The sequence below is a fragment of the Yimella lutea genome, from assembly GCF_006715095.1.
In the GTDB taxonomy this organism is placed as follows: domain Bacteria; phylum Actinomycetota; class Actinomycetes; order Actinomycetales; family Dermatophilaceae; genus Yimella; species Yimella lutea.
The window spans coordinates 3037457-3063091 of sequence record NZ_VFMO01000001.1 but is presented as its reverse complement, the minus strand read 5'-3'; the positions used below and the strand labels follow the sequence as shown (position 1 = coordinate 3063091).

The 25635-nt window shown below is 65.9% G+C and carries 22 protein-coding genes and 5 pseudogenes; 17 read left to right on the top strand and 10 right to left on the bottom strand.

The window, feature by feature from the left end; translation table 11 throughout:
• Positions 1 to 18 precede the first annotated feature (18 nt).
• Genes narH through narI form a run of 3 tightly spaced genes read left to right on the top strand, consistent with a single transcriptional unit; the run spans position 19 to position 3133 of the window.
• Complete coding sequence (narH, locus tag FB459_RS14755) at positions 19 to 1668, top strand: nitrate reductase subunit beta (RefSeq protein ID WP_141929030.1); 1650 nt, start codon at positions 19 to 21, stop codon at positions 1666 to 1668.
• A complete protein-coding gene (gene narJ / locus FB459_RS14750) occupies positions 1668 to 2411 on the top strand; it encodes a nitrate reductase molybdenum cofactor assembly chaperone (RefSeq protein ID WP_141929029.1) in 744 nt (247 codons plus the stop codon). Before narH ends, narJ begins: the two co-directional genes overlap by 1 nt.
• A complete protein-coding gene (gene narI, locus FB459_RS14745; RefSeq protein WP_141929028.1) occupies positions 2408 to 3133 on the top strand; it encodes a respiratory nitrate reductase subunit gamma in 726 nt (241 codons plus the stop codon). The genes narJ and narI overlap by 4 nt, the downstream gene beginning before the upstream one ends.
• A 101-nt stretch (positions 3134 to 3234) precedes the next feature.
• On the opposite strand, the gene FB459_RS14740 is transcribed toward narI, so the two are convergent.
• Positions 3235 to 3693: a hypothetical protein gene (locus tag FB459_RS14740; protein WP_141929027.1), complete on the bottom strand. Its 459-nt coding sequence runs from the start codon at positions 3691 to 3693 to the stop codon at positions 3235 to 3237.
• Between the two features lie 130 nt (positions 3694 to 3823).
• On the opposite strand from FB459_RS14740, the gene mtr reads away from it, so the two are divergent.
• Both mtr and FB459_RS14730 read left to right on the top strand, forming a co-directional pair.
• Positions 3824 to 5194 carry a mycothione reductase gene (gene mtr, locus FB459_RS14735; RefSeq protein WP_141929026.1) on the top strand — a complete coding sequence of 457 codons (1371 nt, stop codon included), beginning with the start codon at positions 3824 to 3826 and terminating at the stop codon, positions 5192 to 5194.
• Positions 5195 to 5312: 118 nt separating this feature from the next.
• Positions 5313 to 5693, top strand: a pseudogene (locus tag FB459_RS14730) (helix-turn-helix domain-containing protein); the annotation flags it as partial.
• Positions 5694 to 5742: 49 nt separating this feature from the next.
• On the opposite strand, the gene FB459_RS17925 reads toward FB459_RS14730, so the two are convergent.
• Positions 5743 to 6171 carry an MFS transporter gene (locus tag FB459_RS17925; protein WP_246092584.1) on the bottom strand — a complete coding sequence of 143 codons (429 nt, stop codon included), beginning with the start codon at positions 6169 to 6171 and terminating at the stop codon, positions 5743 to 5745.
• Between the two features lie 43 nt (positions 6172 to 6214).
• On the opposite strand from FB459_RS17925, the gene FB459_RS14720 reads away from it, so the two are divergent.
• Positions 6215 to 6853 carry a GntR family transcriptional regulator gene (locus FB459_RS14720; protein WP_141929025.1) on the top strand — a complete coding sequence of 213 codons (639 nt, stop codon included), beginning with the start codon at positions 6215 to 6217 and terminating at the stop codon, positions 6851 to 6853.
• 66 nt (positions 6854 to 6919) lie between these two features.
• Here the strand turns inward: FB459_RS14720 and FB459_RS14715 are convergent, their stop codons facing one another.
• The gene (locus FB459_RS14715) at positions 6920 to 7498 is read right to left on the bottom strand and encodes a hypothetical protein (RefSeq protein WP_129626577.1); all 579 of its coding nucleotides are present in this window, start codon (positions 7496 to 7498) and stop codon (positions 6920 to 6922) included.
• 110 nt (positions 7499 to 7608) lie between these two features.
• The gene (locus FB459_RS14710) at positions 7609 to 7893 is read right to left on the bottom strand and encodes a GntR family transcriptional regulator (protein ID WP_141929024.1); all 285 of its coding nucleotides are present in this window, start codon (positions 7891 to 7893) and stop codon (positions 7609 to 7611) included.
• A 43-nt stretch (positions 7894 to 7936) separates the two neighbouring features.
• On the opposite strand from FB459_RS14710, the gene FB459_RS17920 reads away from it, so the two are divergent.
• A complete protein-coding gene (locus tag FB459_RS17920) occupies positions 7937 to 8128 on the top strand; it encodes a hypothetical protein (RefSeq protein ID WP_141929023.1) in 192 nt (63 codons plus the stop codon).
• Between the two features lie 22 nt (positions 8129 to 8150).
• Positions 8151 to 8732, top strand: coding sequence for a hypothetical protein (locus FB459_RS14700; RefSeq protein WP_170221955.1), 582 nt, complete (start codon positions 8151 to 8153; stop codon positions 8730 to 8732).
• Here the strand turns inward: FB459_RS14700 and FB459_RS14695 are convergent.
• Positions 8715 to 9125: pseudogene (locus FB459_RS14695) on the bottom strand (transposase); the annotation flags it as partial. The gene FB459_RS14700 and the pseudogene FB459_RS14695 overlap by 18 nt on opposite strands.
• Positions 9126 to 9198: 73 nt before the next feature.
• Here FB459_RS14695 and FB459_RS14690 point away from each other — a divergent pair.
• A protein-coding gene (locus FB459_RS14690; RefSeq protein ID WP_425472361.1) for an IS3 family transposase occupies positions 9199 to 10472 on the top strand; the annotation gives its coding sequence in 2 pieces (ribosomal slippage) (positions 9199 to 9547 and positions 9547 to 10472; 1275 coding nt in all).
• Between the two features lie 35 nt (positions 10473 to 10507).
• Here the strand turns inward: FB459_RS14690 and FB459_RS14685 are convergent.
• From FB459_RS14685 to FB459_RS14670, 4 genes and pseudogenes are all read right to left on the bottom strand, one after another.
• Positions 10508 to 11407: pseudogene (locus FB459_RS14685) on the bottom strand (ISL3 family transposase); the annotation flags it as partial.
• Between the two features lie 108 nt (positions 11408 to 11515).
• A complete protein-coding gene (locus tag FB459_RS14680; RefSeq protein WP_141927224.1) occupies positions 11516 to 13180 on the bottom strand; it encodes an IS1634 family transposase in 1665 nt (554 codons plus the stop codon).
• Between the two features lie 110 nt (positions 13181 to 13290).
• A pseudogene (locus FB459_RS14675) lies at positions 13291 to 13809 on the bottom strand (transposase); the annotation flags it as partial.
• 197 nt (positions 13810 to 14006) lie between these two features.
• Complete coding sequence (locus tag FB459_RS14670) at positions 14007 to 14318, bottom strand: hypothetical protein (RefSeq protein WP_141929020.1); 312 nt, start codon at positions 14316 to 14318, stop codon at positions 14007 to 14009.
• A 1046-nt stretch (positions 14319 to 15364) separates the two neighbouring features.
• Between FB459_RS14670 and FB459_RS14665 the strand changes: the two are divergent.
• The 7 genes and pseudogenes from FB459_RS14665 to FB459_RS14635 all read left to right on the top strand — a co-directional run.
• Positions 15365 to 16174, top strand: a pseudogene (locus FB459_RS14665) (IS630 family transposase); the annotation flags it as partial.
• A 156-nt stretch (positions 16175 to 16330) separates the two neighbouring features.
• Positions 16331 to 17320: an ABC transporter ATP-binding protein gene (locus tag FB459_RS14660; RefSeq protein ID WP_246092469.1), complete on the top strand. Its 990-nt coding sequence runs from the start codon at positions 16331 to 16333 to the stop codon at positions 17318 to 17320.
• Complete coding sequence (locus tag FB459_RS14655; protein ID WP_141929019.1) at positions 17317 to 18285, top strand: ABC-2 transporter permease; 969 nt, start codon at positions 17317 to 17319, stop codon at positions 18283 to 18285. The genes FB459_RS14660 and FB459_RS14655 overlap by 4 nt, the downstream gene beginning before the upstream one ends.
• A 132-nt stretch (positions 18286 to 18417) precedes the next feature.
• Positions 18418 to 20385, top strand: a complete 1968-nt coding sequence (locus FB459_RS14650; protein WP_141929018.1) for a thioredoxin domain-containing protein — start codon at positions 18418 to 18420, stop codon at positions 20383 to 20385.
• A 21-nt stretch (positions 20386 to 20406) separates the two neighbouring features.
• Entirely contained in the window at positions 20407 to 21429 is a 1023-nt protein-coding gene (locus FB459_RS14645) for a DUF808 domain-containing protein (protein ID WP_141929017.1), read from the top strand.
• Positions 21430 to 21530: 101 nt separating this feature from the next.
• Positions 21531 to 22259, top strand: coding sequence for a class I SAM-dependent DNA methyltransferase (locus FB459_RS14640; RefSeq protein WP_141929016.1), 729 nt, complete (start codon positions 21531 to 21533; stop codon positions 22257 to 22259).
• Between the two features lie 30 nt (positions 22260 to 22289).
• The gene (locus FB459_RS14635; protein WP_141929015.1) at positions 22290 to 23087 is read left to right on the top strand and encodes a metallophosphoesterase family protein; all 798 of its coding nucleotides are present in this window, start codon (positions 22290 to 22292) and stop codon (positions 23085 to 23087) included.
• A gap of 67 nt (positions 23088 to 23154) precedes the next feature.
• Here the strand turns inward: FB459_RS14635 and FB459_RS14630 are convergent, their stop codons facing one another.
• Entirely contained in the window at positions 23155 to 23889 is a 735-nt protein-coding gene (locus FB459_RS14630) for a hypothetical protein (RefSeq protein ID WP_141929014.1), read from the bottom strand.
• A 241-nt stretch (positions 23890 to 24130) separates the two neighbouring features.
• Between FB459_RS14630 and ahcY the strand changes: the two genes are divergently transcribed.
• Positions 24131 to 25582, top strand: a complete 1452-nt coding sequence (gene ahcY, locus FB459_RS14625) for an adenosylhomocysteinase (protein WP_239701368.1) — start codon at positions 24131 to 24133, stop codon at positions 25580 to 25582.
• Positions 25583 to 25635: the final 53 nt, after the last annotated feature.

Here is a 25635-nt window from a genome sequence, read left to right as displayed (position 1 = left end):
AGAAGAGGAGACGAAGACATGAAAATCATGGCTCAGATGGCGATGGTGATGAACCTCGACAAGTGCATCGGGTGCCACACCTGCTCGGTCACCTGCAAGCAGGCATGGACCAACCGGGCCGGCACCGAGTACGTGTGGTTCAACAACGTCGAGACCCGTCCCGGCCTGGGCTATCCACGCACCTACGAGGACCAGGAGGAGTGGAAGGGCGGCTGGACCCTCGGCAAGAACGGCAAGCTCCAGCTCAAGGCCGGCGGTCGGTTGAAGAAGCTGGCGAACATCTTCAGCAACCCCAAGATGCCCTCGATCGACGACTACTACGAGCCGTGGACGTACGACTACGAGACGCTGCTGACCTCGCCGGCCACCAAGAACTTCCCGGTCGCCCGGCCCAAGTCGCTGCTCACCGGCAAGGACATGAATGTCCGCTGGTCGGCCAACTGGGACGACGACCTCGGTGGCTCGAAGGAGATCGCGGTCAAGGACCCGATGCTGAAGGGCATCGAGGACAAGGTGAAGTTCGAGTTCGAACAGACCTTCATGTTCTACCTGCCGCGTATCTGTGAACACTGCCTCAACCCGTCGTGTGCGGCCAGCTGTCCCAGCGGTGCGATCTACAAGCGTGAGGAGGACGGCATCGTCCTGGTCGACCAGGACCGCTGCCGCGGCTGGCGCATGTGCGTCTCGGGATGCCCGTACAAGAAGGTCTACTTCAACCACAAGACCGGCAAGGCCGAGAAGTGCACTTTCTGCTACCCGCGCGTCGAGGTCGGCATTCCAACCGTCTGCGCGGAGACCTGCGTCGGACGACTGCGGTACATCGGCCTGATGCTGTACGACGCCGACCGAGTGCTGGAAGCGGCCAGCGTCGAGAACGATCACGACCTGTACGAGGCACAGCGCTCGGTCTTCCTCGACCCGAACGACCCCGAAATCGCTCGCGCCGCGGAGGAAGCGGGCATCCCGGGCGACTGGGTCGAAGCAGCCAAGAAGTCGCCGGTGCGCCGACTGATCCAGGATTACAAGGTGGCGCTGCCGCTGCACCCGGAGTACCGCACCATGCCGATGGTCTGGTACATCCCGCCGCTGTCGCCGGTGGTCGACGTGATCAAGGAGACCGGTCACGACGGCGAGGACAAGAACAACCTGTTCGCCGCGATCGACACCCTGCGCATCCCGGTCGAGTACCTCGCCAACCTGTTCACCGCCGGTGACGTCGGACCGATCAACGACGTCCTGCGCAAGCTCGCCGCGATGCGGTCGTTCATGCGCGACATCAACCTGGGCGGCGACCCGGACGAGTCCATCGCCGAAGCCGTCGGCATGGACGCCGAGTCGATGTACGAGATGTTCCGGTTGCTCGCGATCGCCAAATACAACGAGCGCTACGTCATCCCGACCGCCCACGCCGAGCAGGCGCACGGACTGGAAGAACTCGCGACGGACTGCCCGGTCAATTACGACTACGACGGTGACAGCATTGACCCGTTCGGCGAAGGATCCGGTGAGCTCACCCCGGTCGCGGTGGAGAACTTCCGGATGCTGCAGGAGCGTCAGACCAGCGAGGAACTCGTCGGTGGAGGCACCAAACGCGGACGCGTGAACCTGCTCAACTGGGATGGCAAGGGCAGCCCGCGCGGGCTCTTCCCGGGCCGGAAGGACAAGTGATGAACATCTTCCGCCGGGTGGCCAAGAGCAACCGTTCGCGATTGCCCGAGGGTCAGTTGCGCGTCGTCTGGCAGGCAGTGTCGTTGCTGCTGGAATACCCGCACGACGACTCCGCCGAGCAGCGCACGATGATCCGGGCGTCCATCACGGATCTGCCTGCGACAGTGCGGGATCCGTTGAACGCCTTCCTCGACCATGCGCAGCAGGTACCACTGCAGGACCTGCAGGCCGACTTCGTCGAGACCTTCGATCACACCCGGCGCGGCTGTCTGTACCTCACCTACTTCGCGTACGGCGACACTCGCCGTCGCGGAGTGGTGCTGGTGCAGTTCAAGCAGGCCTACCGCAAGGGCGGAGCCGAGTTCGAGTCCGATGAGTTGCCCGATCACATCGCAGTGGTGCTCGAGTTCGGTGCGACGGTCGACGTCCAGACCTCCTGGAAGTTGCTGGGTGACTACCGCGCCGGTGTCGAGATGCTGCGGATCGCGCTGCAGGACAAGGGTTCTGCTTGGGCGAACGTGCTGATCGCGCTGTGCGCAACGCTCCCGCCCCTCGGCGACGACGAGGTGCAGGCGGTAGCTCTCCTGATCGAACAAGGTCCTCCTCAGGAGGACGTCGGGATGGACGGCTACGGAATGGACCCCGCCCTCGACGCACCCTCACCCGGCGCCTTCACGCCGCCGACCATTGCCAACGCGCCCGAGTTCCTGGGCAACGAGATTCCGGTGGGAGCCCCCCGATGAACACCTTCCTGTGGGTGATCGTGCCCTACATGTGCCTGGCGATCTTCGTGGTCGGGCACTGGTGGCGGTACAAATACGACAAGTTCGGTTGGACGACCCGCTCCAGCCAGCTGTACGAATCGAGCCTGTTGCGGTGGGGCAGCCCGCTGTTCCACTTCGGCATGTTGGGTGTGGTCGGCGGCCACATCATCGGTCTGCTCGTGCCGCGTTCGTGGACCGAAGCCGTCGGCATCAGCGACCACGTGTACCACCTGGTCGCGGTCATCGGCGGTCTGTTGGCAGGCATCATGACGATCGTCGGCCTCGCGATCCTGATCTACCGTCGCCGGGTCACGGGACCGGTGTTCTCCGCGACCACTGTCAACGACAAGGTGATGTACGTCTTCCTCGCAGCGGCCATCGTCCTGGGAATGTGGAACACCATCGCCGGTTCGATCTTCACCGTCGGCGGCGAATACAACTACCGCGAAGGCGTGTCGGTCTGGTACCGCTCGTTCCTGGCATTTCAGCCGGACGCCGACCTGATGGCGCAGGCACCGATCGGGTTCAAGTTGCACGCGCTGGTGGCGTTCGCGCTCTTCGCGATGTGGCCGTTCACCCGGCTTGTGCACGTGTTCAGTGCACCGCTGCAGTACCTGTGGCGCCCGTACATCGTCTACCGCTCGCGCGACACGCAGCGCGGTCGCGTCACGTCCACGACCCGCGCCTGGGAGCGTTCCTAACTCAAGAAGTGAGTGCAGCACGTCCCGACGTGGCGCACCGCACGACATGAACCGAAGGCCACCCGCTGGTGCGGGTGGCCTTCGGATGTGCGTGGTGCGGCTCAGATACCGCCGATGCTGATCGCCTTCTGACCGACCGTGCAACCGCCGGTGACCGTGCTGCCCTGGGTGAGGATGCCGCACTTCCAAGTCTCACCGTTGTGGTTCACATCGCCGGAGGCGATGGCCTGGTCCTTCTGGGAGAATTTGCCCCAGATCTGAGTGGCGTCCTCACAACTGATGCCCACCGCCTGAGCTTGCAGTTGTTCGCCCTTGCGCTCCAGCTTGCAGTTCTGTACCCCGCCGACAGCGCCGTCGGAGCTGGTGGTCTCGCTCGCGGGCGACTCGCTGTTGCTCTGGGCGGGAGTCGACTCGCTGGACGACTGGGTCTGCGGGGTGGTGGACGAGGTCTGCGAGGTGGTGCCGGTCTCCTCGGACTTCTTGTCGTCCGAGCCGCAACCGGACAGGCCGATCGTCACGGCCAAGGCACTTGCTGCGACGAGCGCATTCAACTTCTTCACGAGGTCTCTCCCTGAACTTCACGAATGATGTCGACCCTGAGTTTGTCACGGGCGTTGCGACGGCGGGTGATTCGGCGCTGCCGGTCGGCCCCTGGACGACGGTCGTGCGCCGTCGGGTGACAATGGCAGAATGCATTTCGACCTCGCGATCATCGGTACGGGCTCAGGCAACTTTCTGGTCACCCCTGAATGGGACGGCAAGCGGGTCGCGGTGATCGAGAAGGGACTGTTCGGCGGTACCTGCCTGAACGTCGGCTGCATCCCGACCAAGATGTTCGTGTACGCGGCCGAGGTCGCGACCACGATCCGGGGGGCATCACGCTACGGCGTCGATGCCCGGATCGACGGCGTCCGCTGGCGTGACATCCGTGACCGCGTCTTCGGCCGGATCGACGCGATCGAGGACAGCGGGCGCAACTACCGGGTCAACGGCGACAACACGACTGCATTTCTCGGCACGGCGCGGTTCACCGGCCCGAAGACCATCGTGGTCGACGTCCAGGGGCGCGAGCAGGAGATCACCGCCGACCAGATCGTGGTCGCCACCGGTTCGACTCCGGTTGTGCCCCAGGGCATTTCCGATTGCGGCGTGCGGTATTACACGAACGAGGACGTCATGCGGATCGATGAACTCCCGCAGCGCATGACGATCGTCGGTGGCGGTTACATCGCGGCCGAGTTCGCGCACGTCTTCGGCTCGCTCGGCGTCGAGGTCACGATCGTCACCCGGGGTCCGGTGATGCTGAGCCAGCAGGACGATCTGATCAGCACGGAGTTCAGCGCGCTCGCCAGTGAGCAGTGGAACGTCCGCTTCAACTGCACAGTGTCGTCCGTCGTCCAGAACGACGACCACATCGAGCTGTCGCTGTCCGACGGAACGAGAATGGAGACTGACCTGCTGCTCGTTGCCACCGGTCGTAAACCGCTTGTGCCGCAGGGCCTTTCGCTGGCCGGCATCGAGACCCGGGAGGACGGCCGCATCGTCGTCGACGAGTACGGACGCACCACCGCGGACGGCGTCTGGACGCTCGGCGACGTCAGTTCGGACTACCAGCTCAAGCACGTCGCCAACCACGAGGCGCGGGTCGTCGCGCACAATCTGACCCACCCGGGCGACCTGCAGACCTTCGACCACCGGTTCGTCCCGGCGGCGGTGTTCACCCACCCGCAGGTCGCGTCCGTCGGGCTCACCGAGCAGCAGGCGTCCGAGGCCGGACACGACATCACCGTGAAGGTGCAGAACTACGGTGACACCGCGTACGGCTGGGCGATGGAGGACACCACGAGCATCGTGAAGCTGATCGCCGACCGCAGCTCGGGGCAGTTGCTGGGCGCCCATTTCATGGGGCCGGACGCCAGTTCGTTGATCCAGATCGTCATCCAGGCGATGAGCTTCGGGCAGTCGGCCAAGGACCTCGCCCGCGGCCAGTACTGGATCCACCCGGCCCTTGCCGAAGTGGTGGAGAACGCGCTGCTCGGCCTCGAGTTCGACCAGGACTGAAGCGGACCCGCCAGCGCGAGCCCGGAATCGCGACCTACTGCAAGCGGTCGAGCAGCTGCGATCCCCAAGGGCTAGTGCGGCGCGTCGTGAGTCGTTTGACGGTTTGGGAGACTGGGGCATGGCAAACCGACCTGCCCCGGCGTTGTCGTTGCGTGATGGTGATCGGGAGGAGCTGGCCCGGTGGACGCGGTCATCGTCGACACGTGCTGGCCTGGCACAGCGGGCGAGGATCGTGCTGTTGGCTGCCGACGGTTCCTCGAATACCGAGATCGCTGACAAGGTCGGCATGAGCCGACCGACGGTGATCTCATGGCGCAAGCGGTACCAGGACAAGGGGATCGACGGGCTGGTCGATCAGGACCGGTCCGGTCGCCCCCGGCGCATCGATCACCGGCAGATCGTGTCTGCCACGTTGACTCCGCCGCCGAAGAAGTACGGCGTCACGCACTGGTCGACGCGACTGCTGGCCAAGCATCTGAGCGTGGGGGACGCGACGATTGCCCGGACCTGGCGTGAGTACGGGGTGCAGCCGTGGCGGTCGCAGACGTTCAACGGGCGGCCGCGGTTGCCAAATCGGCTCCGGCGTAACGGGCTTGAAGGTTGGTGGCCGTGCCCGCGCCGTAGACGAAGAGCGCGACGAACAGCAGCGGCACGTTGTCGAGCGCGGCCGCCAACACCACGCCGGCCGCGCCGAGCCCGCCCGCAGCGAACCCGAGACCCAAGCCGAGCCGGCGTCCGGAACGTTGGCTGATGCGTCCGACCAGGTAGGCCGCGAGCGCCGAGCCGAGCGTGAACAGCGCGGCCGGCACGCCCGCGAGCCCCTTGGTGTGCATCATCTGCTCGGCGAGCAGCGCGCCAACGGTCACGCCGGCCGCGAGCCCGGCGCCGCCGAGCACCTGCCCGAGCATCACCACGCGCAGCGTCCGCTGTTGCACCCGGTCGCGCTCGGCCTCGGTGACCTTTCCAACTGTGTGCATAACTCGTATCCTACTTGTATACGAGTTTGAGGAGCCAGTCACGATGTCCACCACCGCCGCCGACCGTGCGCACACCCACCTCCGCGAGGAGATCCTGCAGGGCCGCATCACGCCCGGCACGATGCTCAGCGAATCGGAGCTCGCCGGACGCCTGTCGATGAGCCGCACTCCAGTACGCGCGGCGCTCACCCGCCTGCAGGACGAGGGCTGGGTGACGATCTATCCGCAGCGCGGCGCGCTGGTGCGCGAGGTCGGCGAGCAGGAGGTGTGGGACGCCGCGGCGGTGCGGCACGCGCTGGAGTCGGCCGGGGTGCGTCGTGGTGTTCCGTCGCTGCGCGATGCACTTTCGGGCGAGCTGGCTGAGAACCTTGAAGCGCAGCGGGTTGCCTTGTCGGACAACGACTTTGCTTCATTCATGAGCCTGGCAATGCGGTTTCACCGCGGGTTCGTCGAGCTGGCCGGCAACGCCGTGATGCTGTCGGTATATGACCGGCTGCAGGACAAGCAGGCCGCCGCGATCGCGCGCAGTTCGGGCACGATCACCGGCGACATCGACCAGGTGATCGCCGAGCATCGGCGGCTGCTCGATGACGCGCTGCGGGGCGACTGGGTGACGTTCGCGACGCATCTCGACGACCACCAGACGCGCAACCACGGGTTGGAGTCGGGGTCGACGCGCTGAGTTCGGGGATCCCACGCGAAAGTGCCCGGACGATTCCGTCCGGGCACTTCACGATGTTGTATCTGCTTACTTCGGCGAGAGGTCACTCGGACGCGACGTGATCGCCACCATGACGCCACCGGCCAGCTTGTCTTCCGTGACGGTGCCGTAGGGCTGTTTCTGGGCCGCGTTGCCTGACCAACCCAGCGCTACCGGCAGTTCGTTGACGCCGATCTTCGCCTTGTAGTTCTTGACGACCTTGTACCCGCGCTTGGTCAGTTCCTTCTCGTAGAAGGAGATGATCTGGTCGCTGGGCACGCCGCTGAGCGAAAACTGCCACGAGCCGTTGAACGGGCCGGCAAGTTCATCGAGCGTCGCCTCGGCCGGCACCGGCCAGGTCTTCACTCCGGTCGGGCCGCCGTCTTTGACCGTCACTTCCTTCACGGTGAGCGAGTTGCCTGCGGCAGCGGTCGACGAACCGCCGTTCGTCGACGAACCGCCTGCCTGTTCGGAGGTGCTGGTCGCACCGCCATTCGCCGACGTGGTGCTGCTGCTCGAAGCCGCCTCGGATGGCGTGCTGGAGTCGGACCCGCCGTCCGACCCGCACGCCGTGAGCGCGAGCGCGCACGTCACTGCTGCGGCCAGCTTCATCGTGTGTTTGTGCATTGCTGCCCCTCCTGGCGCCGGGCAGAACCCGGCTATCGATGATTTGCCAGACCGGGGACGCAACGATCGGCGGGACGGTTCCACCAACGTCCACCAGTTGAGACTCGCTCTTACGGGGAATGGCCGACGTCCACGACGCCCACACACTCAACCGTCAGACCTGCAGCGTGCGCGAGATAGTCATTCAGTGCGAGCGAGGCCTTCTCCGCGCTGTCCGAGTCGCTGTCGAGCACCGACTGCAGCATCATCGCGTGCAGCCGCGACCCCATCGCGATCTCGGCAGACTCGACCCGACTGAACCAGAACCGAAGGGACAGCCCCTGCAGCGGGGCGATCGCGTCGGCCAAGAAGTCGTTGCGAGCGCCGGCTACCAGCAGATCGTGGGTTTCCTTCACAGTCTCCGCGTAGGCGGGCGTGCGCGCCGTAGTCTGGGCGGCGATGATTCCGACCGACCACGTGCTCGACCTGTTCGCCGTCCCCGGCGCTCTCGAACCCCTCGCCGGCGGCCAGGGGAACAGCGTCCGTGCCGGTGATCTGGTGCTCTCCCCCGGCCGCAACCCGCAGCTGCAGAGCCGGCTGAGTCCGATGCTGGCGGCTGGCCGCCGAGCTCGACACGCGTCCGGGGCGTGACCGCCGAGACCTACGCATCGCCATGCCGGTGCCCGCGCGCGACCTCTCCTGGGTCGTGGACGGTTGGGCTGCAAGCAGATTCGAGCCCGGCACACGTGCGCTGACCGACCTGCCGCCGACGCGCGCCGCGGGTGCGGTCTTCCATGCTGAGCTCGCCCGGGCCGGTCTCACCTGGACGCCGGTGAGCGACGACCGCTGGCAGGTCGCCGAGCGGATCGCGTTCGGTAACGAGCCGGTGCCCGACGACGCGCCGCCGCTGGTGCATGCCCTGGCCGATGAGCGCGACGACACCGACCTCGGGCCCGACCAGTTCGTGCACGGCGACCTCGCCGGCAACCTGCTGCTCGACGCCGACGGCGCCCCGGTGGTCATCGACGTCGCGCCCTACTGGCGTCCGGCGTTGTGGGCCGAGGCCGTGTGGGTGCTCGACTCGGTGATGTGGCTCGGCGCCAATGCGGGGCGATGGAGGAGTTTGCTTCCGGCGCAGGCCGGCAGGCGATGGTGCGGGCGGCGATGTTCAGGCTGCTCAGTGACCGCCCAGCGGATGTTCCCAGGTTCGAGGAAGTGCTGGGCCTTTGAAGGCTCATCACAAACCAGGGTGTAGCTGAGGTCTGAAGCCGCCGGTTTCGAGGAGGGATCGGGCGATGTAGTGGGCGAGGTTGCGGAAGCCGAGGGCCGACCCGCGTAGGTGCTCGAGGCGACCGTTGATCGCCTCCGTTGGTCCGTTGCTGGTGCCAGGCCGGTCGAAGTAGGCCAGCACGTCGGCGGACCGCTTGGTCAGGGTGCGGCCAAGGGTGGTGATCTCGGTCAAGGCCTTGGGCACACCGGTACTGATCGAATCGATGAGGGCGGTCATGAGCTTCTTGCCGGTGGCACGGTCGCGGTGCCGGTACGCCGCGATCATCCGCTGGTAGATGCCCCAGGTGCACTCAACTTCCACATGCTCCTCGACCGCGAACAACGCGGTGAGGCGGTCCTGCTGCCGGTCGGTGAGCAGGGGGCCTGACCCCGGTTCTTGGACACGCTGAATCCAGCACCTGGTGCTGGGGAAGCGAGATGATCCGAGAATCATGGCCAGGAAGAACTACTCCGAGGAGTTCCGTCGTCAGGCCGTCGACTTGTACGAGTCCACCCCGGGCGCCACGGTCCGCGGCATCGCCGAGGACCTCGGCATCGTGCGTGGCACGCTGCGGGGTTGGCTCGAGGTCTACGGGACCGGCAAGAAGACCGCCGCTGACGGGACGTTGACCTCCAGCCCGCTGCAAGCCAAGACGTCCGCCGCGAGCTCGTCGGCACCGACGGACGAGACGCCGGAGCAGAGGATCGCCCGGCTCGAGGCCGAGAACGCGGCGTTGCGAGCGGAGACCACCAAGCTCACGACCGAGCGGGAGATCCTGCAGCGGGCGGCCAAGTATTTCGCCGGGGAGACGCGCTGGTGAGTCGCTTCCAGTTCGTCGCCGACAACTCCGCCACCTTCGAGGTGAAGCGACTGTGCGAGCTCGTCGAGATCGAGCGCTCGTCCTACTACGCCTGGCTCAAGGCCGCGCCGGCCCGCGAAGCCAGAGCAGCTGACGACGCAGCGCTGGCTGAGCGGATCAGAGCGGTCCATGCCGAGGACAACACTCAGGGCGCGCCGCGGATCACCGCCGAGCTCAACGCTCAACTCGGTGACAGCGCGGCTGCCGGTGAGCGGGTCAACCACAAGCGTGTCGCGAGGGTGATGCGCTTTGAGGGCATCCGCGGCTACATGAAGAAGCGCCGGGTCCGCACCACGATCCCCGAGCCGTCGGGGCAGAAGTACCCCGACCTGCTCCAGCGTGACTTCACCGCCGAGCGCTCCAACGAGCGCTATGTCGGCGACATCACCTACCTGCCGCTGGCCGACGGGACGAACCTGTACTTGGCGACCGTGATCGACTGCTACTCCCGTCGGCTGGCCGGGTGGGCCATCGCCGACCACATGCGCACCGAACTCGTCGAGGACGCCCTCAAGGCCGCCGCCGCGACCCGGGGCAGCCTCAAGGGCGCTGTGTTCCACAGCGACCACGGGTCGGTCTACTGCTCGAAGGCCTACGCCAAGCTCTGCCGCAAGCTCGGCGTGACCCAGTCCATGGGCGCCGTCGGATCCAGCGCGGACAACGCCCTCGCAGAGTCGTTCAACGCCACGATGAAGCGTGAAGTCCTCCAAGACGCCGCCTGCTGGAGTGACGAGCTGACCTGCCGTCGGCAGGTCTTCAGATGGCTCGTCCGCTACAACACCAAGCGACGCCACTCGTGGTGTCGCTACACCTCGCCGGTCGCCTTCGAGACCGGCTACACCGCTACGCTGCGACCTGCTGCGTAATCACACCCCGTGTCCAAGATCCGGGGGTAGGGCCCCAGGTCCGCTCCGGTATGCAGCGTGCGCCGCGCACGGTACAAAGGGTCACCGGCCCGACCCCGGTGGCCGTGCAGCTCGTGCTGGACCCGGCGCCGGCACTTGTCCAGGGCGTCACCGGCTAACCGGACGACATGAAACGGGTCCATCACCGTGGTCGCGTCCGGGAGTTCTTCGGTAGCAGCAGTTTTGAAGCCGGTGAACCCATCCATCGCGACGACCTGCACCGTCTCACGCCACGCTGGGTCACGGTCGGCGAGCCAAGTCTTGAACACGGCCTTGGATCGGCCGGGAACCATGTCTAACAACCGTGCTGGCCCGGTGCCGTCCTGGATCGGGGTCAGATCGATGATCACCGTGACGTACTTGTCGCCGTGCCGAGTGTGGCGCCAGACGTGTTCATCGACCCCGATCGCGGTGACACCTTCGAACCGGGCCGGGTCGTTGATCAACACCCGGTACCCCTCGGCGAGGACCGCGTCATTCGCGGTGTTCCAGGCAACGCCGAGTCCTTCAGCGACCCGGGCGACGGTCAGGTGCTGACACACGATCGCGGCAAGTGCCCACGCCATCGCACGCCGCGACAAGGTGGCTCGCGGTTCGGCCGCGAGGCTGGTGTCTTGGCGCCACACATGCCCACACTCGGTGCACCGGTACCGCCGTACCGTGACCAGCAGTGTCGTTGGTCGCCACCCGAACGGTTCGTGGGCCAACCGGCGGACCACGCTGCCCCGCGGGGTCCCTTCGCAGCCGCACCGGTGACACCACCGGTCATCCTCAACGACCCGGCACGTCAGCACCGCCCGGCCTGGTTCAAGACGTTGACCCGTCGCGAGGAGACCAAGCTCATCCAGGCGGCAGAACGTAGTCAGGTCAGGCGTCGTGAAGGTAGCGTTGTGCACGTCGAGGTCTTCCAGATGAGTTGCGTCAGAACTCTCATCATCGGGAGACCTCGACCCTCACCCCCGGACCGACGCGCCAGGAACTCCTACCTGAGTTGGGTCAAACGCTTAGTGCCTTGAGGGCGGGCGTTCCAGCGCCTCGATGATCTCGGCTTCGTCGCTGTTCAGTGCGGGTGGGATGGTCGTGACGACGCCGTTGATTTCGATGGTGGCTGAGCGCAGTGGTTTGAGGGCGCGCAGGACACGGCGCAGGGACAGCCCGGTCCGGGCTTGTACTTCGCGGCTGACGGCGAGGGCGGTGAACACGATGGTGAGGTGGGCCTCGATCGCGTCGCGGGTGCGGGCGAACATGGGCCGGGCGCGCAGGTCGGTCTTGGACATCCGGAATGATTGCTCGACGTGCCACAGGTCGTGGTAGCTGGCGATCACTTCGCTCGCGGGCATCAGTTCGGCCGGGATGTTGGTGACGTACCCCTTGAGCCCGACCAGCCGGCGTGCCCTCGCCAGTGACGCCTCATCCAGCGTGCGTGAACCGTTGGTGGTTTTGACGAATCGTGGTGTCCGCGCGGCCTTTTCACCGGCGACGACGGCCTTGGCGCGGTTCTCCTGCAGGGTCAAGGTGGTGCTGTCCCGGGCGGCGCGTTTCGCGGAGTACGCCCACACTGCCCGCCACGACCCGGGATGCTGCTCCCGATCCCACACCGGTTCCGCCTTGAGGTTCGGGTCGTTCTCGACCGTGTGCCCGGTCCGTGGGGTGAGGGTATCGATGAGCTGCCCGTCGGTGAACGCGTCACCGTGCCACCGGAAATGAGACTCCAGATCCTTGGGTGCCTTGGTCACCCGGGAGCCCACGATGAACCGCAAGTTCGCCTCGTCGAGGGCTGTGAGGTTGGACGTGGACAGCATCCCCGCGTCGGCGACCACGACCATGTCCGCGATGTTGTGGCGTTCCTGGAACTGCTTGACGATCGGGATGATCGTGGCCGTCTCGGCCTTGTTGCCTTCGAAGCAGCCGATCTCCAGCGGGAACCCTTCCCGGTCGACCAGCAACCCGACCACGATCTGCGGGTCGACCCGCCGCTCCTTGGAATACCCGACCTTACGCAGGCCGTCCTCCTTCTCCGCCTCGAAGTAGAGCGTGGTGACGTCGTACAACACCAACGACACATCACCGCTGGTGCAGGCGTGCTCGAAACAGGCCACCGCGACCTGGTCGCGGTACGAGCCCTGATGCGCCCGCCGCAACGTCCGCTTCCGCGTCGACAGACTCACCGCTCGCCGCCCCAACTCGGCCAGGACCCGGTCCACATCGAGCAGGCTCGTCGGCTCCACGACCCGAGCGATCACCAAGTCCCGGAAGATGTCATCGGCCACGACATCGAAACCCAGGTCCGTGTACACCCCGGCCAGGGCCCCGTACAGCAGCCCCGAGGACGTCTTGAGCACCCGTGACCTCGACACCATCGGCCGAGCCGCTGACACCGCTGGCACTGCCGACACTGCCGACGATGGCTCGGGGTCCATGAACAGCCCCGACGGCCGCGCCGCGGGCACCATCACCGCCTTCGCGGCCACCGGCGTGATCCCGAGGTCCAGCACCCCCTGCCGGTCATCGGCGAGCAGAGCCCGCGCCTGCTCCATCAGCAACCCGAGGTCGGCCTCGTTCCTGGCGGACCCGACATGACGCACGATCCGACGCCGACCGTTGACCGACTCAGCGATCTGCACCGCGGTCGCTCCCGAGGCCGTCCGCACCCGCCGAATCCACACCACCGCGCGACCCTCACCATCGAATTAGTGCCTTAGCGACACACTAATCGTCGGCATCCCCGCAGGTCACAGCGATTCAAACCCCTCGAATCCATCAAAGTGACCCAACTCAGGTGGCGCCAGACGTGTTCATCGACCCCGATCGCGGTGACACCTTCGAACCGGGCCGGGTCGTTGATCAACACCCGGTACCCCTCGGCGAGGACCGCGTCATTCGCGGTGTTCCAGGCAACGCCGAGTCCTTCAGCGACCCGGGCGACGGTCAGGTGCTGACACACGATCGCGGCAAGTGCCCACGCCATCGCACGCCGCGACAAGGTGGCTCGCGGTTCGGCCGCGAGGCTGGTGTCTTGGCGCCACACATGCCCACACTCGGTGCACCGGTACCGCCGTACCGTGACCAGCAGTGTCGTTGGTCGCCACCCGAACGGTTCGTGGGCCAACCGGCGGACCACGCTGCCCCGCGGGGTCCCTTCGCAGCCGCACCGGTGACACCACCGGTCATCCTCAACGACCCGGCACGTCAGCACCGCCCGGCCTGGTTCAAGACGTTGACCCGTCGCGAGGAGACCAAGCTCATCCAGGCGGCAGAACGTAGTCAGGTCAGGCGTCGTGAAGGTAGCGTTGTGCACGTCGAGGTCTTCCAGATGAGTTGCGTCAGAACTCTCATCATCGGGAGACCTCGACCCTCACCCCCGGACCGACGCGCCAGGAACTCCTACACCCTCATCTGTGATGAGCCCCTTTGAAGCGCCCGAGATTTCAGTTCTTCTTGGCGGGAATACAAATGAGGGCGATCCAATGGATCGCCCTCATTTGTTGCTCGCGGCTAGGTCGCGTCCAAGTCAACGCGGGTTCCACCGTCCAGGGTGTCGACCGTGAATTTCACGAGTTCAAGAACTTCTGGGGTGTATCCGCTCGACCGGCGGGGGTCGTCGCTAATCCAAGCTTCCGCAGCGCGGAGTGAGAGATGTGCGCTTGCTACTGCCGGGCTGTCCGGCCATGCCGCGAGCCAAGCGTGGACCGTGTCTGCGACTCGCCCCGGCTCGGAGACGATGACCTCCTCCCACGTGGCGGACGCATCCGCGCGCGAGTCGATGCTCTTCGCAGCCTCGTGCAGTAGCTTCTCGTCGGTGAACACGCCCTCGATGGGACTGCGCTCTTCTGAATCGGAGAAAAGGAAGCGAAGTGTGGTGCTTACATCTTGCACGCCAGCACCCGTGACGGTGTGTATGCACGTGCATAGTAGGTCTTGCCTCCGTACACGATAGTGCCCAGAGTGACGCCGATGAACGTGGTGTTCGTCTTACCCTGACAGGTCTTGTTTACGTTCTTCTGTTCCAGGCGGGCTACATTGCTCGCGTATGACATCGTCGTGCCACCGGCCTTTGTCCACAGTGTGTACCACTTGTAGCGGATGTCGTTTGCGTGAGTAATTTTTGATACCGGAACGGTGCAGGTCGTAATGGGCTTGTTTCCTGCCGCATTATGGCCGTATGACGCTCGGAGGTAGATCGCGCCAGGATTTAGTGTGCATGGCCCGTAGTTGGGGGTTGCCATCATTTGGGTAGCCCCAGATCCGCACTCCAAGGAATCCAGTTTGGCCATGGCCTCGGCGGTCGATCGAGCTTCCACAAACCGCGTGGCATGGGATTGGCCGTCGGCTGTCACCTGAGACATGCATTCACTTACCGTTGTCACGGCAGTCTCGGCCGCGCTTGAGGCGGATGCGGCAGGTGCGTACGCGATGCTCCCGAGAGTGAGGGTCAAAACCGTGGCAAGTGGGCCTGACTTCACGAATCCCCCTAGATTCTGAAAGGTGCCTGTCGGAACGAGGTAGACCGGAGCTGCTGTGAGGATAGATCACCGGCCAACGGTGGCCGTAGGTGGGCGAGCAGGTGATCTGTATCACCCCAATGGGTGAGAGAGTCCGGCTCAATGCCGCGTGTGCGCGATGGCGTTCATTGGGCCGGTCGAACCCAATCAACTTGCACTCCGTCGCCAGCGGGAACGGGAGGGTTGGGTTGAACGGTGACCTGGCTCCACCCTGCTGAGGGAGAGGGTGCCTTGTAGATGCGGAACGCCGCCCCCTCGACACGGAAGGCCCACCCCGCACCGTTGTTGCGCTTGAACACCACGCCATCGCCCTGCGGGAGCTTCGGGTAGGACTTCTCATCGGTCAGGCACATCGATCACCGGGAGATCGTGTCTGCCACGTTGACTCCGCCGCCGAAGAAGTACGGCGTCACGCACTGGTCGACGCGACTGCTGGCCAAGCATCTGAGCGTGGGGGACGCGACGATTGCCCGGACCTGGCGTGAGTACGGGGTGCAGCCGTGGCGGTCGCAGACGTTCAAGTTCTTCACCGACCCGGAGCTGGTCGCGAAGGTGACTGACGTCGTCGGGTTGTACCTGAATCCGCCGGAGAACGCGGTGGTGCTGTGCGTGGACGAGAAGTCTCAGATCCAGGCGTTGGACCGCACCGCGCCGATGTTGCCGATGCAACCTGGGCTGCCCGAGCGGCGCACCCACGACTACAAACGGCATGGCACGTCCACCTTGTTCGCCGCCTTGGAGATCGCGACCGGGCAGGTCACCGGTGCGTGTAAGAACCGGCACCGCCACCAGGAGTTCCTGGCGTTCTTGAAGCAGATCGCCCGGGCCTACCCCGCCCAGGAACTGCACCTGGTGATGGACAACTACGCCGCGCACAAGCACAAGAACGTCAAGGCATGGCTCGCGGTCAACCCCCGCGTGGTCGTGCACTTCACCCCGACCCACGCATCCTGGATGAACATGGTCGAGATCTGGTTCGGCATCATCGAACGCCAAGCGATCCACTGCGGCACGTTCACCTCCGTGCCCGACCTAAACGCCAAGATTCGCGCCTTCATCACCGGCTGGAGCAACCGATCCCACCCGTTCGTCTGGACCAAGACCGCCGATCAAATCCTCGCGAAGGCCAACCGTCAGAAGACTTCAAACGCAGCCCACTAGTGCCGCGATCGAAACCTGGCACGACGCGCGCCGAAACCTCCACGTTGGTCGAGTAGGTGCGAGCCCCGTGGGGTACTCCTCGGAGACCAGGACTCCCGACGGAACATCGTCAAGATTCCGTAAAGGTCCCGAGGTCCGAAGGTCGGCCGTGATCGAATGTCTCCCAGCCGGCGGTCACTTCCGATCGTCATCGACTCGGGGGAGCGCATGGGCGCCGAATTTGCTGTCTGCACAACAGGATTGCGCAAGGTCTATCGAGGTCGTCGAGGCCGGCACGTCGCCGTTCAGGGGCTCGACCTCAACGTGCCGGTCGGAGGTGTGCACGGCTTCCTCGGACCGAACGGATCGGGCAAGACAACCTCGCTTCGCATGCTGCTCGGACTCATCCGAGCCGACGGCGGCACGATGGAGATCTTCGGACGCTCGGTGCCTGATCACCTGCCGGAGGTGATCTCGCGCGTCGGCGCGATCGTCGAGTCGCCCAAGTTCTTCCCTGCCTTCAGCGGCCGACAGAACCTGTCGCTGCTGGCCGACGCCATCGGTGCCGATCGCCGCGCGGTCGACCGGGTGTTGGAGGAGACCTCGCTGAAGGAGCGCGCCGGTGACCCCTTCAAGTCGTACTCGCTCGGCATGAAGCAGCGCCTGGCGATCGCCGCCACGCTGTTGAAGTCGCCCGAACTGTTGATCTTCGATGAGCCTACGAACGGCTTGGACCCGGCAGGCATTCACGAGATCCGGCGCACCATGCGGTCCTTGGCCGACGAGGGGCGCACGGTGCTGGTGAGCAGTCACATCCTGAGTGAGATCCAGCAGGTCGCCGACACGGTGTCGATCATCGGTCAGGGACGGCTTCTGGCCGAGGGATCGGTGGCCGAGCTGATGGCGCAGGGCGGTGGGGGCGCCACCGTCCGGACGACGGACGACGAGAAGGCCCGCGAGGTGCTTGCGGGAGCCGGTCTGCCGGTGAGAACCGAGCACGGACATCTTGCCCTCGAGGACGTCGCTGATCCTGCGGTGATCTCCGAAATGCTTGCCGCACACCGGATCTGGTTGCGGGAACTACGTCCTACCGGTCACGATCTGGAGTCGGTGTTCCTCGAGCTCACCCGTTCCGAAGGCCTTGAGGCGACCGGCGGTGTGCGATGACCCGATTGATCAAGGCGGAGTTCCGGCGTGCGTTCGCTCGGGGCATCACCAAAGGCGTGCTGTTGCTGGCGCTGCTGTTCGCCGGGTTCACCATCTTCGCGATGCGCCAGCAGGTGTCGAACATGCCGACCCAGGCCGAGGTGCAGCAGACCTTCAGGTTCGCCCACGACGACTGGGCGAAGAATCACCAGAGGTACGAGAAGGACTGCCTTGCGAGCACTCCCGAGTCGGAGCGAAACAACGCGCCGACGGACTTCTGCGACTTCCCTGAACCGAAATTGTCGGACTTCGTCGGTCAGAACGGCACCCTCGGTGGGGTACTGAAACAGGGGACTTCGGGCCTACTGATGGTGGCCGCACTTGCTGCCCTCGTCTTAGGCGCGAGTCTGGCGTGCGCCGAGTTCGCCTCCGGATCGATGATGACCTGGCTGACCTTCGAGCCCCAACGCATCCCCGTATATGCCTCCAAGGTGCTGGTGGCGACGCTGATGGGGCTGCTGCCGGTCCTGGTGCTCGTGGCGATCGCCGGCCCGGGTTTCTGGTTGGCCGGCTCGTCCGGGGAACTGGAGTTCGCTGCGGGTGAACAGTCGACCTATCTCGCGACCTTGGGACGGCTCTTCGGCGTCGGTGTGTTCTGCAGTCTGGTCGGCACAGCCCTTGGCTTCGTGCTGCGCCACACGACGGCCGTCCTCGGGTTCGCTGCCGTTTGGCTCATCGCGGTCGAACTGATCGGGGGGAATTCGATCGCCGACGCTCGTCGCTGGACCATCGGCACTGCGTTGAGTGCGTTCGTCGACCACGGCAAGGAATGGGAGACCTATCCGCCGTGCTACAGCGGTGGAGCCGACTGCAGACCGGTCATCCACTGGCTCGGTTTCTGGCCTGCCACGAGCTATCTCCTCGTCGTCGCGGTGGTGGGCTTTCTGATCGGCCTGGTCACTTTCCGCCGCCGCGACGTCGGCTGACGTCGGCTGACGTCGGCTGACGTCGGCTGACGTCGGCTGACGTCGGCTGACGTCGGCTGACGCGCCGAGTGTCAGACGGTTTGCTTCGTCCGTGACTCAAACCGTCTGACACCCGGCACGTACGGTCGAGGCATGTCCAACCGTTTGCAGCACGCGACGAGCCCCTACCTGCTCCAACACGCCGACAACCCGGTCGACTGGTGGGAGTGGGGGCGGGACGCGTTCGCCGAGGCTCGGCGCCGCGGCGTCCCGGTGCTGCTGTCGGTCGGGTACGCGGCCTGCCACTGGTGCCACGTGATGGCCCATGAATCGTTCGAGGACGACGCCACGGCCGCGTTGATGAACGAGCACTTCGTCAGCATCAAAGTCGACCGCGAAGAACGCCCGGACATCGACGCGATCTACATGAACGCCACCACCGCGATGACCGGGCACGGCGGCTGGCCGATGACCTGCGTCCTCGACCACGACGGCTCGCCCTTCTTCGCCGGCACCTACTTTCCGCCGCAGCCGCGCCACGGTCAGCCCGCCTTCCAACAGGTGCTCGGCTTCCTCGCCGACGCGTGGGAGAACCGGCAGGACGACATCCGCGGCGCGGCCGATGCCCTGCGCCAGCACCTGAACCGCGAGTCCGCTGCAGCACGCCCCGTCACGGGTGCCGAACTCGACATTGCGGTCGCGCTGTTCGAACGCGAATTCGACCGCCGATCAAAGGGATTCGGGGGTGCACCGAAGTTCCCGCCGTCCATGGTCCTGGAGTTCCTGCGCCTACGGGCGACGCACGGTGACGGGTCGGCGGCGACGATGCTCGAGCAGACCTGCGACGCCATGGCGCGCGGCGGGATGTACGACCAGCTCGGTGGTGGCTTCGCCCGCTACAGCGTCGACAGCGACTGGGTCGTGCCGCACTTCGAGAAGATGCTCTACGACAACGCACAGCTGCTCGGTGTGTACGCCCGGCTCGGCACGCCGCTGGGCGACCGGGTCGCGCGGCAGACCGCCGACTTCATGCTGCGCGAACTGCGGACCGACCATGGTGCCCTGGCCAGTTCCTTGGACGCCGACTCCGAAGGCGTCGAGGGCAAGTTCTACGCCTGGACCCCGGAACAACTCCTCGAAGTGCTCGGTGAGGACGACGGCCGGTGGGCGGCAGAGGCCTTCGGGGTCACGCGCACCGGCACCTTCGAGCACGGCAGTTCGGTGCTGCAACTGAGCGACGACGTCGACGAGACACGACTCGCCGACGTCCGGCAGAAACTGTTGGACGCGCGCGAACTGCGGATCCGCCCCGAACGCGACGACAAGGTGGTCGCCGCCTGGAACGGCCTGGCGATCAGCGGACTGGTCGCGGCGGCGCAGGCGCTCGCCGATTCCCAGTACCTCGACGCGGCGCGCGCGATCGCCGATCACCTGCTCGAAGTGCACCTGGTCGACGGACGCCTGCGGCGGGTCTCCCGCGACGGTGTCGTCGGCAATCCGGACGCCGTGCTCGAGGACCTCGGGTGCCTCGCTGCCGGCCTGCTCGACCTCGCAGCGGCCACCGACGACAGCGTTTACTTCGAGGCGGGCACACAATTGCTCGACGACGCGCTGGCCAGGTTCCGGGCGGACGACGGCGGCTTCCACGACACCGCGACCGATGCCGAGCAATTGATCGCCCGCCCGCGGGAAGCGGCCGACAATGCCAGCCCGTCCGGTCTGTCCGCCACCGTGAACGCGCTGGTCACGGCCACCGCTCTCGGCGGGTCCGGTCGGTACGAGGAAGCAGCGCGGGAAGCTCTCGCCACCGCCCACGAGGTGATGACCCGTGCGCCCCGGTTCGCCGGGTGGGCGTTGGTCGCCGCGCAGCGGTTGGCCGACGGCCCGGAGCAGGTCGCGGTGGTGGGTTCGCCCGGGCGGGATCGCGACCGACTCGTCGCGGCCGCCGTCCGGCGGTTCGGGGGACCGGTCGCGGTGGGTGCGTCCGACGATGCCCGGTTGTCGGTACTCGCCGAACGAGGGATCGTGACCGAGCCCGCGGCGTTCGTCTGCCGGGGCCGAACGTGTGATCTTCCGGTCACCGACCCGGATGCGTTGCGCGCTGGTCCGAACCAGGCCTGATCCACCCGTACGATTACGCGCATGGCCGGAGGACTTGCTGCACTTCTCGACGACATCGCGACCCTTGCTCGCGCTGCCGCCGCGTCCGTTGACGATGTGAGCCTCGCGGCCGGACGGGCCAGCGCGAAGGCCGCCGGCGTGGTGGTCGACGACACCGCGGTGACCCCGCGCTATGTCACGGGCATCGACCCCAAGCGCGAATTGCCGATCATCAAGAAGATCGCGATCGGTTCGCTGCGCAACAAGCTGCTGTTCATCCTGCCGGCCATCATGCTCGCCTCGCAGTTCCTGCCCTGGATCATCATGCCCGTGCTGATGGTCGGTGGCGCCTACCTGGCGTTCGAAGGTGCGGAGAAGCTGTACGAGGCGCTCACCGGCAAGCACGAAGAAGACAGCAACGAGGGCAAGTCCGAGGACGAGATCGCCTCCGGCGCCATCCGCACCGACTTCATCCTGTCCAGCGAGATCATGGTGATCTCGCTGAAGGAGGTCGCCGATGAGCCGTTCCTGTCCCGCCTGGCGATCCTGATCGTCGTCGCGATCTTCATCACCGTGGTCGTCTACGGCGTCGTCGGTCTCATCGTGAAGATGGACGACGTCGGCCTGGCCATGGCGAAGAAGGAATCCAGCGGCGCGCGCAAGTTCGGCAACGCGCTGGTCAAGGCCATGCCGAAGGTGCTGTCGGTGCTGTCGGTCGTCGGCATCGCCGCGATGATCTGGGTCGGTGGGCACATCCTGCTGATCGCGCTCGACGACATCGGTTGGCATTGGCCTTACGGCCAGGTGCACCACTTCGAGCAGTGGGTGAAGGACTCCACCGGTGCTCTCGGCGGAGTACTCGGCTGGTTCGCGAACACGCTCGCGTCCGCTCTGGTCGGCCTTGTGGTCGGCGGCATCATCACCGCGATCGTGCTGAAGTTCTTCCACAAGGACCACGGAGAACGCCATGCCGAGGGTCATGCTGAGGGTCATGGCGAAGGTCGTGACGGCGAGGCGGACGGCGTCGACCTCGACAAGGCCGACCCGGAGCCGCACGGCAACTGATCCGGCGGCCCCACCTTCGGCTTGATTGAGCCGGCGACGCCGGGCCTGGCCGGTGGCGAAAATCGGTAGTGCCCGTCGGGGAAGCCCAGCAGAATTGCCGCATGACAAGCAGCGATCTGTGGGACAGCGAGGCGGCGCTCCGTTATGACGAATCGTCGGCGTTCATGTTCGAGCCCGAAGTGCTCGATCCGGCCGTCGACTTCCTGGCCGCGCTGGCCGACGGTGGCTCGGCGCTGGAGTTCGCCATCGGCACCGGACGTGTCGCGATTCCGTTGGCTGACAGAGGAGTCCACGTCGCGGGGATCGAGCTGTCGGAGCCGATGGTCGAGCAGCTCCGTTCGAAGGACGCCGACCTTCCGGTCTCCATCGGTGACATGGCGACCGCGACTCGTCCCGGCGCGTTCGACCTCGTCTACCTGGTGTGGAACAGCATCGGGAACCTGCGCACCCAGTCGGAGCAGGTTGAGTGCTTCCGCAACGCGGCGCGCCATCTCAAGCCGGGCGGTCGCTTCGTCATCGAGCTGTGGGTGCCGGGGATCCGCCGCTTCCCGCCGGGCCAGGCAGCCGTGCCGTTCCACATGGGCGAGCACCACGTCGGCTTCGACACCTACGACATGACCACGCAGCAGGGCACCTCGCACCACTACACCCGCGGCGACGACGGATCGGTGCGCTACGGCGCGAGCAACTTCCGCTACATCTGGCCCGCAGAATGCGACCTGATGGCACAGCTCGCCGGCCTTGAGATCGAAGCGAGGTACGCCGACTGGTCGAAAGCTCCGTTCACCACCGACAGCGAGAGCCACGTATCGGTTTGGCGCAAGCCCTGACCGTCAGGCCCGCGGCCTATCGTGGCGGGCATGGAACGCATCGCGCTGATCTCGGACGTGCACGGCAATCTCACGGCGCTCGAGGCGGTGTTGGCCGACATCGACGCACGCGGAATCGACCGCATCTACAACCTCGGCGACTACGTCGGCAAGGGCCACCGCGGCCGCGAGGTGATCGAGCTGTGTCGGCAGCGGTGCGAGGTCAACATCCTCGGCAACTGGGACGACTTCCTGCCCGCCCTGGAGGAGTTCGGCAGCGCTGCAGACAATCCCGCGCTGCGGTGGTGGCGCGACGAACTCGGTCCCGGGCAGGGGGAGTGGTTGCGTGCCCTGCCGTTCAGTCACGACTTCACGATGAGCGGCCGGCGCATCCGGCTCTTCCACGCGTCGGCGACCAGCGTGCACAACCGGGTGCGGTTCGACCACGACGCCGGCGAGTTCTTCGGCATGTTCCAGAACACCCCGGCCACCGGCGACGGCCCCACTCCGACCGTCGTGGCGTACGGCGACACGCACGACTCCTTCCTGGAGACCGAGTTCGGGCTGACGCTGATCAACGCCGGCAGCGTCGGCAACGCGCTCGACGACAACATCCCCGTCTACGTCATTCTCGAAGGCGTGCTGGACGGCGAGGAGCCGGCGCCGTTCGGTGTGCAGTTCGTGCGGGTGCCCTACGACATCGAGGCGGAGCTCGCCCACGCGAAGCAGGTCGACGCACCCGAGTACGAGCTCTACGTCGCCGAATTGCGCGACCGCCGGTACCGCGGCGACGTCAAGCGTGGCCTGCCGAGCGAGTACCACCGCGCGTCCGTGACGTCGTCCGAGTGACGTCGTAGCGCGACGAAGAGCCCACCGACACAATCCGGTGGGCTCTTCGTTCGCGATGCAAATGCGATCAGGTGGTCTGACCGTCGGTCGGTTCCTCCGAGCTGCGGTCGTCGTGCTCGTGCTCGTCGCGGGGCTGCTCCGACCCGCCGTCCGAGGACGCGTCGTCAGCACGGTCGTCAGCACGGTCGTCGCGTCGGTCACTGCCGGCGTCGTCACCGTCCTGCACTTCACGCGCCGGCTCGGGGTTGCCTTCGCCGGTCATGATCGGACGCTCGGCAGCGTTCTCGTCCTTCACGCCGTAACTGCCGCGGACGTCGTCCCATGCCTTGAGCTTGTCCTCGTCGATGTCGATCTTGAGCTCGTCGGGCATCTGCTGGGCCCGCTGCTCGCGGGTGGCTTCGTCAGGCCCCTGCTGATCGCGGTCTTCCGGATGGACTGCCTCCAACGGCTTGTCCTCGTCCTGAGCGCCGTCGTCGGTCGGGGCGGCACCGGACGTGGCCGCCGCCGGGGTGGGGGAGTCGACCTCACCGTCGTTGTCCGGGTCGAGACCGGCCTCGTCGGCAACGGTGGGCCTGCCCTCGGTCAGTTCGTCCGAACGCCCGTCACCCGATCTGTCCGATTCGGAGTCCGAATCCGCCGCGGCAGAACCGGGTTCGCCCTGTCCACTGTTGTCGGCACCGGTGTCTGTCGGGTCGGATCCCGTCGCACCGTGGTCGTTGCGGTGCTGGGCGTCCTGCCACGAACCATCCACCGCCGAGTCCTGGGTGGTGCGGCCGTCACGCTCCGATTGCTGATCCGACATCTGCTGCTCCTTTGCCACGATGAATTGCGAGGTGCTCGGACACTCATTAACGCACCGTCGCGGGCCCCGATGGGCTGTACGCGGGCGGAGGATTGCGCGGACTTTCGCGATGGTCGGCGGGCGCCGGTATCCTCGCGGGAGCCGGCATGGGTGATGACCCGAGAAGCTCAGATGGGCGATGCCAGCGTCCGCTACTGCAGTCAAAGCCGCGTCCACGCGGCAGAAGGAGAACAGGACACTCATGTCCTTCGACTACAAGGTTAAGGACCTCAGCCTCGCCGAGGCCGGCCGTCACCAGTTCCGCCTCGCCGAGCACGAGATGCCCGGCCTGATGGCGTTGCGGGAAGAGTTCGGCGATTCCAAGCCGCTCAAGGGGGCGAAGATCGCCGGTTCGCTGCATATGACCGTTCAGACCGGTGTGCTCATCGAGACCCTCACCGCGCTCGGCGCCGAAGTTCGCTGGGCCTCCTGCAACATCTACTCCACACAGGACGAGGCCGCCGCGGCCGCCGTGGTCGGGCCGAACGGCAGTGTCGACAACCCGCAGGGTGTTCCGGTGTTCGCCTGGAAGGGCGAGTCGCTGCCGGAGTACTGGGAGTGCACCAACGAGATCCTGACGTGGCCGGGCGGCGAGGGCCCGAACATGATCCTGGACGACGGTGGCGACGCCACGATGCTCGTCCACAAGGGCAAGGAATGGGAGGCCGCCGGTCAGGTGCCGCCCACCACCGAGGACGACTCCGAGGAGTTCTCGGTGTTCAAGGACCTCGTCCGCAAGACGATGACCGAAGACCCGCAGAAGTGGACCAAGATCGCCGCCGGCATCAAGGGCGTCACCGAGGAGACCACCACCGGCGTCCACCGCCTGTACGAGCTCGCTAAGTCCGGCGAACTGCTCTTCCCGGCGATCAACGTCAACGACTCGGTCACCAAGTCCAAATTCGACAACAAGTACGGCTGCCGTCACTCGGTGGTCGACGGCCTCAACCGTGCGACCGACGTCCTCATCGCCGGCAAGACCGCCGTCGTCGCGGGATACGGTGACGTGGGCAAGGGATGCGCCGCAGCGCTGGCCGGTCAGGGTGCACGTGTCGTCGTCACCGAGGTCGACCCGATCTGTGCGCTGCAGGCCGCGATGGAGGGCTTCCAGGTCGCCAAAATGGACGACGCCGCCGAGTACGGCGACATCTTCGTCACCACGACCGGTTGCTACGACGTCATCACCTCCGAGCACATGTCGAAGATGAAGAACAAGGCGATCGTCTCCAACATCGGTCACTTCGACAACGAGATCGACATGGCCGGCCTTGCCAAGCTTCCCGGCATCACCAAGACCGAGATCAAGCCGCAGGTCCACGAGTGGACCAAGCAGGACGGCAACTCGATCATCGTGCTGTCCGAGGGACGCCTGATGAACCTCGGCAACGCCACCGGTCACCCGAGCTTCGTGATGTCCAACTCGTTCGCGAACCAGACGATCGCCCAGATCGAGCTGTTCGAGAAGTCCGAGGAGTACGTCGACGAGGACGGCAAGCCCACGGTCACCACGCTGCCCAAGCACCTGGACGAGAAGGTCGCCCGTGCGCACCTCGCCGCCCTGGGTGTCGAGCTCACCGAGCTGACCAAGAACCAGGCCGAGTACCTCGGCGTCGACGTGGCGGGCCCCTACAAGCCCGAGCACTACCGGTACTGATCCGGGAGCATCTGAAATCGGCGTGAGTTCGTGACCTTCGCCAGGCCTGGCGA

Coding starts and splice junctions, on each gene's coding strand:
- FB459_RS17920 (WP_141929023.1), top strand. CDS start 7,937: ATGATTCCGACCGACCACGTGCTCGACCTGTTCGCCGTCCCCGGCGCT.
- FB459_RS14700 (WP_170221955.1), top strand. CDS start 8,151: ATGCCGGTGCCCGCGCGCGACCTCTCCTGGGTCGTGGACGGTTGGGCT.
- FB459_RS17925 (WP_246092584.1), bottom strand. CDS start 6,171: ATGCACACAGTTGGAAAGGTCACCGAGGCCGAGCGCGACCGGGTGCAA.
- FB459_RS14660 (WP_246092469.1), top strand. CDS start 16,331: ATGTCTCCCAGCCGGCGGTCACTTCCGATCGTCATCGACTCGGGGGAG.
- narH (WP_141929030.1), top strand. CDS start 19: ATGAAAATCATGGCTCAGATGGCGATGGTGATGAACCTCGACAAGTGC.
- FB459_RS14655 (WP_141929019.1), top strand. CDS start 17,317: ATGACCCGATTGATCAAGGCGGAGTTCCGGCGTGCGTTCGCTCGGGGC.
- FB459_RS14630 (WP_141929014.1), bottom strand. CDS start 23,889: ATGTCGGATCAGCAATCGGAGCGTGACGGCCGCACCACCCAGGACTCG.
- narI (WP_141929028.1), top strand. CDS start 2,408: ATGAACACCTTCCTGTGGGTGATCGTGCCCTACATGTGCCTGGCGATC.
- FB459_RS14640 (WP_141929016.1), top strand. CDS start 21,531: ATGACAAGCAGCGATCTGTGGGACAGCGAGGCGGCGCTCCGTTATGAC.
- ahcY (WP_239701368.1), top strand. CDS start 24,131: ATGTCCTTCGACTACAAGGTTAAGGACCTCAGCCTCGCCGAGGCCGGC.
- FB459_RS14650 (WP_141929018.1), top strand. CDS start 18,418: ATGTCCAACCGTTTGCAGCACGCGACGAGCCCCTACCTGCTCCAACAC.
- FB459_RS14715 (WP_129626577.1), bottom strand. CDS start 7,498: ATGCACAAACACACGATGAAGCTGGCCGCAGCAGTGACGTGCGCGCTC.
- FB459_RS14645 (WP_141929017.1), top strand. CDS start 20,407: ATGGCCGGAGGACTTGCTGCACTTCTCGACGACATCGCGACCCTTGCT.
- FB459_RS14635 (WP_141929015.1), top strand. CDS start 22,290: ATGGAACGCATCGCGCTGATCTCGGACGTGCACGGCAATCTCACGGCG.
- FB459_RS14720 (WP_141929025.1), top strand. CDS start 6,215: ATGTCCACCACCGCCGCCGACCGTGCGCACACCCACCTCCGCGAGGAG.
- narJ (WP_141929029.1), top strand. CDS start 1,668: ATGAACATCTTCCGCCGGGTGGCCAAGAGCAACCGTTCGCGATTGCCC.
- mtr (WP_141929026.1), top strand. CDS start 3,824: ATGCATTTCGACCTCGCGATCATCGGTACGGGCTCAGGCAACTTTCTG.